Consider the following 13,445-nt stretch of genomic DNA (forward strand, 5'->3'; position numbering starts at 1 on the left):
CCTCCCAGAATCTGGGACTTCTATTACAGAGTTGGGTAATCTGTGTAGCCCACTTCCTCGCCACCATAAAAAGTAGCGCGGTTATATGGATTTAGTGCGGCACCCTGCTGAAATCTCTCTGCTAGATCTGGATTAGAGATATAGAGACGGCCATAAGCTACCGCATCAGCCAAGCCATCTTCTAACACCTTTTCACCCATTGCCTGGTCATAGCCACCAGCAGTAATAAATTGTCCTTGATAAGCGGCACGGAACATCTCTGAAGTAATCGGGGCATCTTCCAAGACCTGATCGCCACCACCAGCGCTAGTTGAACGTGGCTCAATCATGTGCACGTAAGCTAAGTTATAGCCATTGAGCTTCTTAATTGCAGCAGTGAATAACGCTACTGGATCGCTATCACCCATATCGTTAAAAGTGCCGTATGGTGAAAGGCGAACTCCTACCTTATCGCTCGGGAATACTTTACTTACAACTTCAATGACTTGACCCAATAGGCGCAGACGATTGTCGATCGAACCGCCATATTCATCCGTACGTTGATTGGTTTTGTCTTGCAAGTACTGATCTAACAAGTAGCCATTAGCCGAGTGAATTTCAATACCATCAAAGCCTGCAGATTTTGCATTTTGTGCCGCTAACTCAAACTCTTTGAGCAAGCGAGCGATATCTTCCAAACTCATCGCGGTTGGCATCTCATAATCATGCAACTTCCAGTCTGCGCCATAGGTTTGACCAGCCGCAGCAATTGCGGAAGGCGCCTCAGGTGCACCCTGCTCTGGATGCAAGGAAGAATGGGAGATGCGGCCTACGTGCCATAGCTGCGCAACAATCGCACCACCCTTGGCGTGAACTGCCTCAACAATCTCTTTCCATGCAGCGGTTTGCTCGGGCGAATAAATTCCAGGCGTCGCTGGGTAACCTTTACCCAATGGAGAAATCTGTGTTGCCTCAGTAATAATGAGTCCGGCACTCGCACGTTGTGCGTAATAGGTTTTCGCTAACGGGTTAGGAACATCACCACCAACAGCACGCATCCGCGTGAGCGGTGCCATCACTAAACGATTTTTTAAATGAAGTGCTCCCAGATTTACCGGGGTGAACATAATTTCTTTGCCTGACATTTGCTGCCTTTTAAATGAGTAAAAAGAGGATTGACTGTAACAAGGATTAACAAATTTTGCTGAGCATGTGATTATGCGGTTCCAAATTGTTCGCGTATGCAATCTGCCAGCGCATTAAATTCTTGAGTGTGCGCGGTAGAAGGTCTTGCAACTAAGGCAATCACTCTCTTGGGCGCTGGTGAGGCCAACTCTTTTGCCACTAACTCAGAGTTATTTAATAGACTACTTTTAACTGCCATTCCGGGAAGTAAAGCAATGCCAAGTCCAGACTCCACCATTTGCAACAAGGTCAACAAGCTAGTGGCTTCCATCCCCTCAGCCTTACGAATGTCAGTGCGCTTGCACGCTTGCAAACTATGCTCTCGTAGACAATGCCCTTCTTCAAGTAGCAAGAGGCGTTCGGCCATCTTGGCAGGTAAGGTCACTTCTTTTCCCTTCAAGGCGGGATCACCTTCTTTCGCAACCAACCAAAAATGGTCGTCAAATAATTCCTGAACGAGAAGACCCTCAACATCATATGGAAGTGCTATCAGAGCAAAATCCAATTTATGCTCAGCTAATCTGGAAAGGAGATTGGCAGTGAGATCTTCTCTGAGTGTGATTTTAAGTTCTGGAAAACGGCTACGAATTTCCGGAAGCACTGTTGGCAATAGAAATGGTGCAATAGTGGGTATGACGCCCAAACGAATTGTGGCAGTCATGGGCTTGCCGGTTGCGCCTGCATACTCCACCAAATCCTCAGATGCCGCCAAGATGAGCTTGGCACGCTCAAGAACCTCCAAACCTATTGGAGTGATGGATACATTCTGTCGATCACGCTCCACCAAATGGATTCCCAGCGCATCCTCCAACTCCTTCAGGCCGGCACTTAAAGTGGACTGGCCAACAAAACAAGCCTGTGCTGCGCGCGTGAAATTGAGTTCTTTTGCCAATGCAACGAAATACCCCAGCTGCCTTAAAGACGGTAAATAGGCCATTTTCCCTCCTTTATCGAATAATTAGATAAATACTATCATAATGATTCATTAGACTGATCAATAAATAAGGTGCACACTGCATCCATAGTTGAGAAAGCAGCAAGGAATACTCAACAAACCGTATGTCTTAATAAAGGAATCAAAATGACACGTCCAGAAATCAAAACTATCCAAAACTTAGAGTCCGCCTTCGCCGGCGAATCTATGGCTCATATCAAGTATCGTTATTTTGCAAAATTAGCTCGCGCTGCTGGTGACGAAGAAACCGCAAAGATCTTTGAAGCAACCGCTGACCAAGAAGTGATGCATGCCTTTGGCCACTTAGACTTACTCTACCCTGCCGGCACAATTACTCCAGCAAGAGCCTTAGAGATTGCCATTGAAGGCGAAACCTATGAATACACAGAAATGTATCCATCCTTTCGGAAAACGGCAGTTGAAGAAGGCAATGCTGCGGCCATACAAGAAATCGATGAGCAAATTGCGGAATCTAAAGAGCATGCTGAGCAATTTCAGGCGGTATTGGCCAAAGCAGCAAAACGCTTCGCAGCGTTAGCAAACGTTGAAGAGCGTCATGCGAACCATTACAAGCAAGCTTTGGAAAATGCTAAGGTTTTTGCAGCCCAATAAGATGAGCCCAGAAAGAATTAGAAATTAAATTTAAAATCAACAGACTATTTAAGGAATCAAAATGAAAACTTACCAATGTATCGTGTGCGGCTATATTTATGACGAAGCCAAAGGAATCCCAGAAGATGGCATTCCAGCCGGCACACTCTGGGCTGATGTACCAGAAGATTGGGAATGCCCTGATTGCGGTGTAGCAAAAGCAGACTTCGAAATGGTTCAGGTAAGCTAAGACCGCTTCAACATCCCTTTACCCTGTTTACCTATTCGTCACTTGGAGAGCCCAGCTTTGGATCAAACTACCCCTCAATCCCAATCCGCAATTGTCATCATTGGCAGTGGATTGGCTGGCTACACTGTCATTCGGGAAATTCGTAAACTGGATAAAGCAGTTCCGATAACGCTAGTAACGCGTGAGCCTGGATATTTTTATTCAAAGCCTATGCTTTCCACCGCTCTTGCGAGCAAGAAAGAAGCAGCGCAATTAATCTCCACGCCAGCTGATGGCATGGCAACGCAACTAGAAATGACTGTCTTGGGCGAGTGTGATGTCATCTCAATTAAGCCTAGTGCGCAAACTATCCTAACCAGCAAAGGTGAGGTACCTTATGGAAAACTGGTAATGGCTTTGGGTGCCGATCAAATTCGCCTCCCACTTCAAGGGAGCGCCGCGAACGAAGTCATCACAGTAAATGATCTGGAGGACTATGCACGCTTTCGCAATGCAATCAATGGAAAAAAGAAAGTTGCTATTCTGGGTGCAGGTCTGATTGGTTGTGAATTCGCCAATGATCTTGTGCTGGGAGGTTATGAGGTAGATGTGATTGACTTATCTCCACAAGCTCTGGGTCGCCTTTTGCCTGAAGCTGCAGCCCTAGAGCTGCAGGAGAAACTCAGTGCGGCTGGCGTGCATTGGCACCTATCTACAACCGTGCAAGCAATTGATCGTCATGGGGACGCTTTGCAGGTCACACTAGCCAATGGCAACACAATCTCTTGCGACGTATTTTTATCGGCCGTTGGTCTAAAGCCCAGAATTGAATTAGCTAAAGAAAGTGGCATGAATACAGGAGCTGGCATTCAGGTAAACCGCGAACTCGAAACCAACATTAAAAACATATTCGCAATTGGAGATTGCGCAGAGGTGGACGGCTTAGTCCTGCCTTACGTGATGCCCATCATGCAAGCAGCGAGAGCATTGGCGCCCACCTTAATTGGACAAACCACTGCTTTGACCTATCCTGCAATGCCTGTGATGGTCAAAACTCCTGCATTAGCTACCATCGTTTCTCCGCCAGCTAAAGGTGCCGAAGGCAAATGGACCACAACACCTATTGAAGGTGGCATGGAGTCTCGCTTTGAATCTGCTGATGGCAAGTTGTTGGGTTTTATATTAATGGGAACTGCCACCGCACAACGCGGCGCCCTCACCAAGGAGTTGCCGGCTATTCTGGCTTAAATTCTCTGGCATTTATTTGATTGATCAAACAAAAAGGCCCGCGATGCGGGCCTTTTCTTTATGCAGCTGGCAGTGATTAAGAAACGATCACGAACCATGTAGTGTTGTGTGATTGAGCAACCATCAAGAACAACATTGGTACGGATAGCAATGTATTCAAACGGGATGTCAACATCGCAACGCGAGCAGATTTTGCCTTAACGTCAGCTTCAACAGCAACGATACCAAGAGCGCGCTTTTGATTTGGCCAAATAATGAACCAAACGTTAATAGCCATTACCAAGGCAATCCACATACCTAAACCGATTGCGCGGAACGGGGCTTGCAATGTGAAGGCTTGATGAAGGTAACCATTTAAAGCGGCCACAATCAAACCCGTTAGCACAGTAAACAAAGCCGCGTAACGAAACCAGAACAATGCTGCTGGAGCAATGACTTTGCCAATCGCTGGCTTTTGCTCATCGGGAATCTTTGGCATTGATGGAATCTGCACAAAGTTAAAGTACCAGAGCAAACCAATCCACATCACACCGCACATCACGTGCAACCAGCGGAAGACAAACGGAAGTTCAGCAGAACTAAAGTTGCCGCCTAAAGCCAAAATAATAAGGGCGAGCAGGACAAAACCGGCAAAAATAGTGCGTCCCAAAGAGGTCAAGATTGATGTCATTAGATTTTCCTAAATGAGATAAATTGAATTAAGCAAAATTTTGGCTAGCAAAATCCCAATTCACTACATTCCAAAAATTTTCTACATATTTTGGTCGCGCATTGCGTGTATCAATATAATAAGCATGCTCCCAAACATCACATGTCATCAGCGGCTTAGCATCTGTGGTGATAGGAGTTGCAGCATTACTGGTGGAAGCAAGATCAAGGCTGCCATCTGCTTTTTTAACCAGCCATGCCCAACCTGAACCAAAAGTTCCTACAGCACACTTTGTAAACTCTTCTTTGAATTTATCAAACGAGCCCCACTTGGTATTGATAGCATCAGCCAATGGGCCGCTAGGAGCTCCACCACCATTTGGCTTCATGCTTGACCAATAAAAGGTATGGTTCCAAACTTGTGCGGCGTTATTAAATACACCACCTGTAGATTTCTTAATGATATCTTCAAGAGATGAATTTTCAAACTCAGTCCCTTTAATCAAATTATTTAAATTAGTGACATAAGCCTGGTGATGTTTACCATAGTGGTACTCCAAAGTTTCCTTGGAGATATATGGAGCCAAAGCATCGAGTGCATATGGCAACTGAGGTAAGGTATGTTCCATTTATATTCCTTTTAATTACATTGCGCCAAAGTTAGATTAATTTTGGATAACTATAGACTATTCTGAGGTTTTTGTTTGATCCAAGAAAAATGCCGGCAAAGCAGCCTACCGGCATTAACTTCAACTCTGTTTATAAAGGTTTATTGAGCGGTCCAGCCGCCATCCATGTTCCAAGCCACTCCACGAACTTCAGAGGCGTCTGGCCCACAAAGGAAAACCGCCAAGGCTGCCAATTGCTCTGGATTCACAAACTCTCCAGAGGGCTGCTTTTCGGATACCAGGGCATTCTTGGCGGCCTCATTAGAAATGCCTTCGCGTTCTGCGCGAGCGTCTACCTGCTTCTGAACTAACGGGGTTAATACCCAACCCGGGCAGATTGCATTGCAAGTAATGCCAGTGCGCGCATTTTCCAAAGCCGTCACTTTAGTTAATCCAACAATGCCATGCTTAGCAGCAACATAGGCAGCCTTCTGAGTAGAAGCTACTAAGCCATGTACTGAGGCGATATTAATAATGCGGCCCCAGTTGCGTTTTTTCATACCGGGTAAGACATGGTGTGTTGTGTGAAATGCCGAACTTAAATTAATAGCAATGATGGCATCCCACTTATCTGTTGGAAACTCTTCAATGTTCGCAGTGTACTGAATACCCGCATTATTAATTAAGATATCAAGCGAACCAAAACGCTTCTCTGTTTGCTTGATCAGGTCTTCAATCTCAGCGGGCTTGCTCATATCAGCACCATGGTAATCAACCTCTACACCACAGGCTTTAATTTGAGCAATGGCTTCATCTTTCTCGCCAAAACCATTGACCATGATGTTGACGCCTTGTTTAGCCAGTGCAATAGCCATTCCTAAGCCAATACCGCTAGTGGAGCCAGTAACTAAAGCTGTTTTACCTTTTAATGTGGACATATCATTTACCGTATCAAGTTAATTAAAAGGGCTGCAAAACGCTTTATGGGCCCCAAAACTGGATGTTACAGGATGTGCTGAACCACCCCCGGAGGTGATGCACCAGGGTGGTCAGAACCTATAAATATTAGATTTTCTTAAGAGCCCGCAGGATCTTTTCACAGGTGATGGGCTGATCAAAGACGGATGCATTTAATGGTGCCAAGGCATCATTAATAGCGTTTTGAACTGCACCTGGCGCTCCGGCTGTACCAGCCTCACCTGCTCCTTTAGCACCCAATTTGGAAGATTGGGTAGGCGTCTCAACGTGAGCAACCTCAATATCCGGCATCTCATTAGCCATCGGCACCAAGTAATCTGCCATGCTGCCATTGCGCAACAAACCACTTTCGTCATAGAGGCACTCTTCAAAAAGAACGCCGCCAATACCTTGAACGATTGCACCGCGCACTTGTTCATTCACCAACATTGGATTAATAACACGGCCACAGTCTTCTACCGCCCAATGCTTCAATAACTTCACAAAGCCTGTATCTGGGTCAACCTCTACATAAGACGCTTGCACTCCATTTGTAAAAATGAATGGGTATTCTTTTTGAGTGTAGTGGCGCGTTACCATCAGATCTGCAGAGAATCCAGCCGGCAAAGTATCGGTACGGAAATAACCCACTCTACCCACTTCACCAAACGGCAACAATTGCTCACCAGTCGCTTTATCTAAGATGTATCCACGACGCGCAGTGAGTTCTGCAACAGGCCGATTCAAAATGGCGCCCGCCAGTTTAATAATATTTTCTTGTAGGGCTTGAGAAGCCAAGAGAACCGCTTCACCGCCAACACCTGCTCCACGTGAAGCCCACGTGCCACCGCCGTAAGGAGTCACATCGGTATCACCAGTAATAACGCGCACTTGGTCGATTGAAACACCGACAGCATCAGCCGCAATCTGGGTATAGATACCTTCAGTACCTTGACCTTGTTCACCAACACCAATCAAGACTGAAACCACACCACTAGGATCCATGCGAACGGTAGCGCCATCCTGAGAGGCAATGCGAGCACCTCCTACGCCATAGAAAGCAGGGCTTGGATTGGTTAGCTCAATTAATGTTGCAAACCCAATGCCGCGATAGATCCCTTTTTTGCGCAACTCAGCCTGCTCTTTACGCAATGCAGAATAATCCATCATCTTTTCGATGGTTCGCAAACATTGCTCATGTGATAGAACTTCCAACTTAATTCCAGAAATTCCAGAGCAAGGATAAGCATCATCCGGAATGACGTTACGTTTACGAAACTCGAGCGGATCCATTTGTAATTTTTGCGCAGCCAAATCCACTAAACCTTCGGTCACAGCACAAGCAATCGGATGACCTACCCCACGATACTGACAAGTGGGTGTTTTATTCTGAAAAACGACATTCAGCTTAGCGCGATAGTTTTGATGCTTGTAAGGACCACCGACCAAGTTCACGACTTGATTGCCTTCAATAGCGCTAGTTCTAGGGAACATGGAGTATGGGCCAATTGCAGTCAGATCATCGATCTCAAAAGCCAATATATCGCCTGCCTTATTGGCAGCTATACGTCCTTTAATACGATGCTCACGCGCATGAATATCACTGGTAAATGATTCAAGACGGTCTGCAACAAACTTCACCGGGCGCTCAAGCATCATGGCAAGCCCTACGGTAGCAAAGTCATCTGGATAGGCATGCACCTTAATACCAAATGATCCGCCCACATCCTTACAAATGACATGCACATCTGATTCCGAAAGCCCAAACTGACGACAATATAGATCTTGCATCATGTGTGGCGCTTGTTGCGAATGGTACACAGTGAGGCGACGATCGCCTGGGTTGTAATCTGCAATCTGACAGCGCGGCTCAAGTGTTACGCCGGTATGGCGCCCAAATCCAAAAGTAGCTTCTGCTACCACGTCAGCAGTTGCAAATACTTCTTCCACATTACCGACATCTAAAGTACGGGTGAAGCATAAATTGTCGCCAAGGTCGGGATGAATAACCGGAGTATCTGCATCAAGCGCAGTTTCCATGGAAACGACTGCCGGCAACTCTTCCCACTCAACATCGATATGCTGCAGAGCGTCTTCCGCCTGCGCTCTAGTTTCTGCAACTACCGCTACCACCGGCTCACCCTGCCAACAAGCACGATCAATTGCTAAGGCGTGTTGAGGGGCGGACTTCATACCAGCTAGGTGGCCCAAAGTGGCTACCCAAGGCTTGCAAATTTTCGCCATTTGCACGCCATCAACTACTGCAAGCACTCCAGGCATCTTGCTGGCATGCTCAGTATGAATTTTGCCGATTTTCATGTGTGCTACTGGGGAGCGCCAGAACACCACATGCGCCATACGAGGCAATTGAATATCGTCAATGTAAGTGCCCTGACCTTCAAGCAGACGACGAGCTCCATGTCGTGGTTCGCTATGACCTATATATCGCTGATCATTTGTTACGGGATCCAGTACCATTCCCTTTAAATCACTTGGCTTATTCATAATGCGTTTTCCTTAAGCGTCAGCAAGGACAGGTTTAATTTTTTGGCCCTTGGCACGAGCATTCAATACGTCGATGATTGCATCGACGATAGAGTGGTAGCCAGTGCAACGACAGTAATTGCCTGAGATCCATTCGCGCACTTGTTCGCGCGTTGCTTTTGGTTGTTTCTCAATCAACTCTGCTGCAGCTAACAACATGCCAGAGGAGCAGAAGCCGCACTGCATAGCGTTGTGGCGCATAAAAGATTCTTGTAGATCTGTCAAAACACCATTTTTGGTGAGACCTTCGACCGTTTCAACCACACTACCATCCGCCTGTACTGCCAGAAATAGGCATCCGCGAATGATTTGCCCATCCACCTTGACGGTACAAGCCCCGCACGCGCCCTGCTCACAACCCAAGTGAGGGCCTTTTAAATGCAAATCTTCGCGTAAAAAATCCACTAGGTGTCTGCGCGGTTCAATCTCTGCGTTGACGAGTCGACCATTCACGGTCATTGAAATTTTTTTCTTCAAACTCATTTTGATCTCCGAATTCTTTTGCCAATACTTACTATTTGAGTATTAAGCAATCATGTGCTTGAGTCCACGCTCGAGCAATACACCAATTAAATGTTGTTTCGCTTCTGCGCTATTAGTTATGTCTGCAATTGCTTCGATTTCATCACGCGCTTCTGCTACAGCCCTAGCAATCAACTCATCGTTGAGTTTTTGGCCATTGATTAAATCCTGCGCTTTAGTTGCCATTACTGGCGTAGCGCCAACAGAGAAGAATGTAAAGGCACAGCGAGTCAAAACATCACCTTGCTTCTGTGCAACTGCAGCTAAACCAGCAACCGCATAGTCGCCATGACGTCTAGCCAGCTCATGAAAATAGAAAACTTCTTGCTTGCTTGCCGATGGAATCTCAGTCGCCACGAGAATTTCATCGGGCTCTAATGAGGTCGTATACAGGTCAATGAAAAAATCGTTTGCAGAAATTCGGCGCTCGCCTGCTGGTCCATGAATAATCATCGTCGCCCGTAAAGTTAAGCTGCAAGCGGGCCATTCAGCCGCTGGGTCACCATATGCCAGTGAGCCTCCCCAGGTTCCTAGATTACGAATGGCGCGATGGGCAATATGTGGGGCTGCTGCTTTTAAAAGTGGGGCATATTTTGCGACTAATTCTGAATCTTCAATTTCAGTATGGGTCACTAGCGCGCCAATACGCAAACTATCGCCAACAACTGAAATACCTTTGAGCTCAGCGATATCAGTGATATCGATTAACACTGCGGGCTCAGACAAACGCATATTCAAAGTGGCTAATAAAGTTTGCCCACCCGCAATTAATTGAGCATCATCACCGCCCTGCTCAAGCAAAGACAAGGCCTCTTGTAAGGCCTTGGGCTTTACATAATCGAATGCTGCAGATTTCATTAAGTCTCCTCCACCACCAATGTATTAAGCTTTTCTAGCTTTTTATTTTTTGCGCTACTTTTTTATTACCGCTTTTTTATTTACCACCAGCGTCTGACTCCAACGCCACCGTCTCCCCGCCTAATTCTTTTGCGAATTTCTGAAAAAAATCATCTGCAATCTTTTTTGCCGATGCGCTAATTAAGCGACCGCCAATTTGACCTAACTTGCCACCAATCGAGGCTTCCGTCGTATAAGAGACCAAAGTACCTCCTTCGGCTTGCTTTAGCTCCACTCGTGACTTACCTTTGGCAAACCCTGCCGCCCCACCAGACCCTTCAAAGGCCATAGAGCAAGATTGGTCCGGGATGATGTCACTTAGGAGCAATTTCCCTGCAAAACGGGCTCTAACGGGCCCAATTTTGAACATCACCTTGGCATGAATCTCTTCTGGGGAGATGCGACTGATCTCCTCGCAGCCAGGAATGGACTTGGCCAACACGTCAATATCGTTCAAACCCTTCCATACTTCAGGGATTGGAGCGGATATGAGTTGCTCGCCATTTAATTCCATTTGATCTCCTTGGGGTTTGTACGAATAGAGTCTTATCTACCAATTGTTCAACAATGTACCATTATTTAACTTTTGGTCAATAAGTCCAAATTCGGATAAACCCTGAGAATCCATGCGTTTTACTGAAGATAGCGTTTCCAGCCCAAATACTACTGAAAGTTCAGAAGGCCCTTTGGCGCCCATCCGAAAAAGAATGGGTACAGCCGAGCGTAAACGCCAAATATTGGATAGCGCTATTCAGTTCTTTGCTAGAAATGGTATCGATGGTCAATTAAGAAATTTATCTAAAGAACTAGGCATCACTCACACCCTGCTCTATCACTACTTCCCCACCAAAGATGCGCTGATTCAAGAAGTCTATAAAGAGGTCTTTGAATCTCGCTGGAAGCCAGAGTGGGAAGAACTGCTGGATGATGATTCCCTTACTCCCGAAGAAAAATTCAATGCGTTCTATTTGGACTACTCCAACACAGTCTTAACTTATGACTTTGTGCGCATTTTGATTTTTTCTGGCTTAAGTGATCACTCTATTAGCGATCGCTTCTTCGAGCTCTTGCGCACGCGCTTATTACCAAGACTCATTCGCGAAACTCGCAAGTATTGCGGCAGGTCTGATGCATCAAAGCCCACCCAGCGTGAACTTGAATTTCTCATGGGATTGCATGGTGGCGTTTTCTATATCGGCATGAGACGTTGGATCTACGGGCAAGCCATCTATGCCGCCGAAAGCCCCAATACAGAACAAGAGATCATTCGCGACCGAGTGCAGTCTTACCTTCACTCTGCTAAATCACTGTTTGCTTAATTCAAAAGGTATCTATGTCTAATCTAAGCCTAAATCACTTCTCCATCCGCAGTCTAGAGATTGAAAAAACGACTGAATTTTTTAGCAAGCTCCTTGGCTTAACTGTTGGTCCAAGACCTGAGTTCCCTTTCCCAGGTGTTTGGCTATACAACGGTGATGAGAGTAGTTGGGCTAATGCGGTCCTGCATCTCATTGCTATCGACAAAAATGATCCGAACGGACTGAAAAAATATTTAGGTGAACGCGACCCCAGCACACTCCATGGGTCAGGTGCAGTAGATCACATTGCTTTTTTTGCAACCGGACTAGAAGAAAAAATTGCTCTCCTAAAGAAACTCAATGTTTCTTATCGCGAGCGCACTGTACCCGTCCTGAAGCTCCACCAAATATTTTTGGACGATCCTAATGGTGTGGTTATTGAACTCAACTACCCAGCTGAAGAAAAGGCTGCTCTGGATACGAAAGCAGCATAGGGGCTATTGATGGCAAAAATTCTAGTTGTAGGCGGCTCTCTTGGCGGTTTGTTTGTGGCAAATATTTTGCTGCGCCAAGGGCATGACGTTACTTTGCTAGAAAAGACTATTGGATCCTTAGACGGTCGTGGCGCTGGCATTGTGACCCATGATGCTTTGGCTGAAGCGCTACGCGCTGCTGGAGTGACTGTTGACGAAACACTCGGCGTACCTGTGACTAAGCGCGTCACTTTGGGTGCTGACGGTCAAAGCTTGGGCGAAATGGAATTACCTCAAGTATTAACCTCTTGGAGTCGCCTGTATCACATGCTCAAAGAAAGCTTTCCAAGCGAGCGCTACCTTCAAGGCAAGACAGTAAAGTCGGCCACCCAAGATGCGCACGCTGTACAGGTGCTTTGTGAAGACGGCAGCCAATATGATGCTGAATTACTCATTGCATCCGATGGCATACGCTCTGCAGTGCGAGCGCAAGTCGCACCACAGATTCAACCTGAATATGCCGGCTATATAGCTTGGCGTGGCGTATGTGACGAAGCCTGCCTATCAAGGAACACCTTGGGCACTCTATTTAATCGCTTTGGCTTTTGTTTGCCTAATGGCGAGCAAATGCTGGGTTACCCAGTTGCTGGCTCTGGCAATGACACGCGCCCTGGAAAGCGTCGCTATAACTTTGTTTGGTATCGCCCAGCTTCAGAGCATGAAGAGTTAATAAGCCTTCTGACAGACGATGATGGTCATTATTACCCCACTGGTATCCCGCCCCTCAAGGTGTCTTGGAAGCATATTGCCCACATGCGTAAAGTCGCACAGGAGATCTTGGCGCCACAGTACTCAGAAATATTAGAAAAAACAACTGCACCATTTTTACAAGCCATTTATGACGTGCGCTCCGAACAAATTGTCTTTGGCAGAATCGCACTCATGGGTGATGCTGCTTTTGTTGGTAGACCGCACGTAGGAATGGGTGTCACTAAGGCTGGTGATGAAGCTATTGTGATAGCCAAGCATGTTGCCGCCCATGGCGCTACTCCAGCAGCACTCAATGCATATAGCGAAGAGCGCTTAAAGCTAGGTCAACAAGTAGTGGCTAGAGCCCAGTATTTGGGTCGCTATATGCAAGCCCAAGGAAGCAAGGGTAATAGGGATAACGAGAAGTTGAAAAGAAATGCCGATACTGTGATGGCGGAAACTGCGATTGATATCAGCGATCTATTAGCTCAAGGGAAAGCAGTGCCTGAATCTGCGCACTAAATGGCGCATTCAGTTAAGATTTAAAAAATAAAAAATATT

Annotated in this window: 15 protein-coding genes; 6 read left to right on the forward strand and 9 right to left on the reverse strand. The window is 46.3% G+C overall.

Annotated elements, in window-relative coordinates; all coding sequences use genetic code 11:
* Nucleotides 1-23: 23 nt before the first annotated feature.
* A complete protein-coding gene (locus tag ICN40_RS03495) occupies nt 24-1,124 on the reverse strand; it encodes an alkene reductase (RefSeq protein WP_216191163.1) in 1,101 nt (366 codons plus the stop codon).
* Nucleotides 1,125-1,195: 71 nt separating this feature from the next.
* A complete protein-coding gene (locus tag ICN40_RS03500; protein ID WP_215321764.1) occupies nt 1,196-2,101 on the reverse strand; it encodes a hydrogen peroxide-inducible genes activator in 906 nt (301 codons plus the stop codon).
* Between the two features lie 144 nt (nt 2,102-2,245).
* On the opposite strand from ICN40_RS03500, the gene ICN40_RS03505 reads away from it, so the two are divergent.
* The 3 genes from ICN40_RS03505 to ICN40_RS03515 all read left to right on the forward strand — a co-directional run bounded on the left by ICN40_RS03505 (nt 2,246) and on the right by ICN40_RS03515 (nt 4,187).
* Complete coding sequence (locus tag ICN40_RS03505) at nt 2,246-2,731, forward strand: rubrerythrin family protein (protein WP_216242199.1); 486 nt, start codon at nt 2,246-2,248, stop codon at nt 2,729-2,731.
* A 61-nt stretch (nt 2,732-2,792) separates the two neighbouring features.
* Entirely contained in the window at nt 2,793-2,960 is a 168-nt protein-coding gene (locus ICN40_RS03510) for a rubredoxin (RefSeq protein WP_068321654.1), read from the forward strand.
* A gap of 57 nt (nt 2,961-3,017) precedes the next feature.
* Nucleotides 3,018-4,187 (forward strand): NAD(P)/FAD-dependent oxidoreductase, encoded by a 1,170-nt coding sequence (locus tag ICN40_RS03515; RefSeq protein ID WP_216242201.1) that lies wholly within the window; start codon nt 3,018-3,020, stop codon nt 4,185-4,187.
* A gap of 76 nt (nt 4,188-4,263) precedes the next feature.
* Here the strand turns inward: ICN40_RS03515 and ICN40_RS03520 are convergent, their stop codons facing one another.
* The 7 genes from ICN40_RS03520 to ICN40_RS03550 form a co-directional block, all read right to left on the reverse strand.
* Nucleotides 4,264-4,857: a urate hydroxylase PuuD gene (locus ICN40_RS03520; protein WP_215321756.1), complete on the reverse strand. Its 594-nt coding sequence runs from the start codon at nt 4,855-4,857 to the stop codon at nt 4,264-4,266.
* 28 nt (nt 4,858-4,885) lie between these two features.
* Nucleotides 4,886-5,464: a superoxide dismutase gene (locus ICN40_RS03525; protein WP_072582965.1), complete on the reverse strand. Its 579-nt coding sequence runs from the start codon at nt 5,462-5,464 to the stop codon at nt 4,886-4,888.
* 140 nt (nt 5,465-5,604) lie between these two features.
* A complete protein-coding gene (locus ICN40_RS03530; protein WP_216242203.1) occupies nt 5,605-6,381 on the reverse strand; it encodes a 3-hydroxybutyrate dehydrogenase in 777 nt (258 codons plus the stop codon).
* Between the two features lie 127 nt (nt 6,382-6,508).
* Nucleotides 6,509-8,905, reverse strand: a complete 2,397-nt coding sequence (locus ICN40_RS03535) for a xanthine dehydrogenase family protein molybdopterin-binding subunit (protein WP_215321753.1) — start codon at nt 8,903-8,905, stop codon at nt 6,509-6,511.
* Between the two features lie 12 nt (nt 8,906-8,917).
* Nucleotides 8,918-9,427, reverse strand: a complete 510-nt coding sequence (locus ICN40_RS03540; RefSeq protein ID WP_216242205.1) for a (2Fe-2S)-binding protein — start codon at nt 9,425-9,427, stop codon at nt 8,918-8,920.
* 42 nt (nt 9,428-9,469) lie between these two features.
* Nucleotides 9,470-10,324 carry a xanthine dehydrogenase family protein subunit M gene (locus ICN40_RS03545; RefSeq protein WP_216242207.1) on the reverse strand — a complete coding sequence of 285 codons (855 nt, stop codon included), beginning with the start codon at nt 10,322-10,324 and terminating at the stop codon, nt 9,470-9,472.
* Between the two features lie 76 nt (nt 10,325-10,400).
* Nucleotides 10,401-10,877, reverse strand: coding sequence for a CoxG family protein (locus ICN40_RS03550; protein ID WP_072582970.1), 477 nt, complete (start codon nt 10,875-10,877; stop codon nt 10,401-10,403).
* Nucleotides 10,878-10,989: 112 nt separating this feature from the next.
* Between ICN40_RS03550 and ICN40_RS03555 the strand changes: the two genes are divergently transcribed.
* Genes ICN40_RS03555 through ICN40_RS03565 form a run of 3 tightly spaced genes read left to right on the forward strand, consistent with a single transcriptional unit; the run spans nt 10,990 to nt 13,406 of the window.
* A complete protein-coding gene (locus ICN40_RS03555; protein WP_216860722.1) occupies nt 10,990-11,682 on the forward strand; it encodes a TetR/AcrR family transcriptional regulator in 693 nt (230 codons plus the stop codon).
* 14 nt (nt 11,683-11,696) lie between these two features.
* The gene (locus ICN40_RS03560) at nt 11,697-12,155 is read left to right on the forward strand and encodes a glyoxalase (protein ID WP_072582972.1); all 459 of its coding nucleotides are present in this window, start codon (nt 11,697-11,699) and stop codon (nt 12,153-12,155) included.
* 9 nt (nt 12,156-12,164) lie between these two features.
* Nucleotides 12,165-13,406: an FAD binding domain-containing protein gene (locus tag ICN40_RS03565; RefSeq protein WP_216242209.1), complete on the forward strand. Its 1,242-nt coding sequence runs from the start codon at nt 12,165-12,167 to the stop codon at nt 13,404-13,406.
* Nucleotides 13,407-13,445 lie beyond the last annotated feature (39 nt).

It is taken from the genome of Polynucleobacter sp. Fuers-14, from assembly GCF_018882045.1.
Taxonomy (GTDB): Bacteria; Pseudomonadota; Gammaproteobacteria; order Burkholderiales; family Burkholderiaceae; genus Polynucleobacter.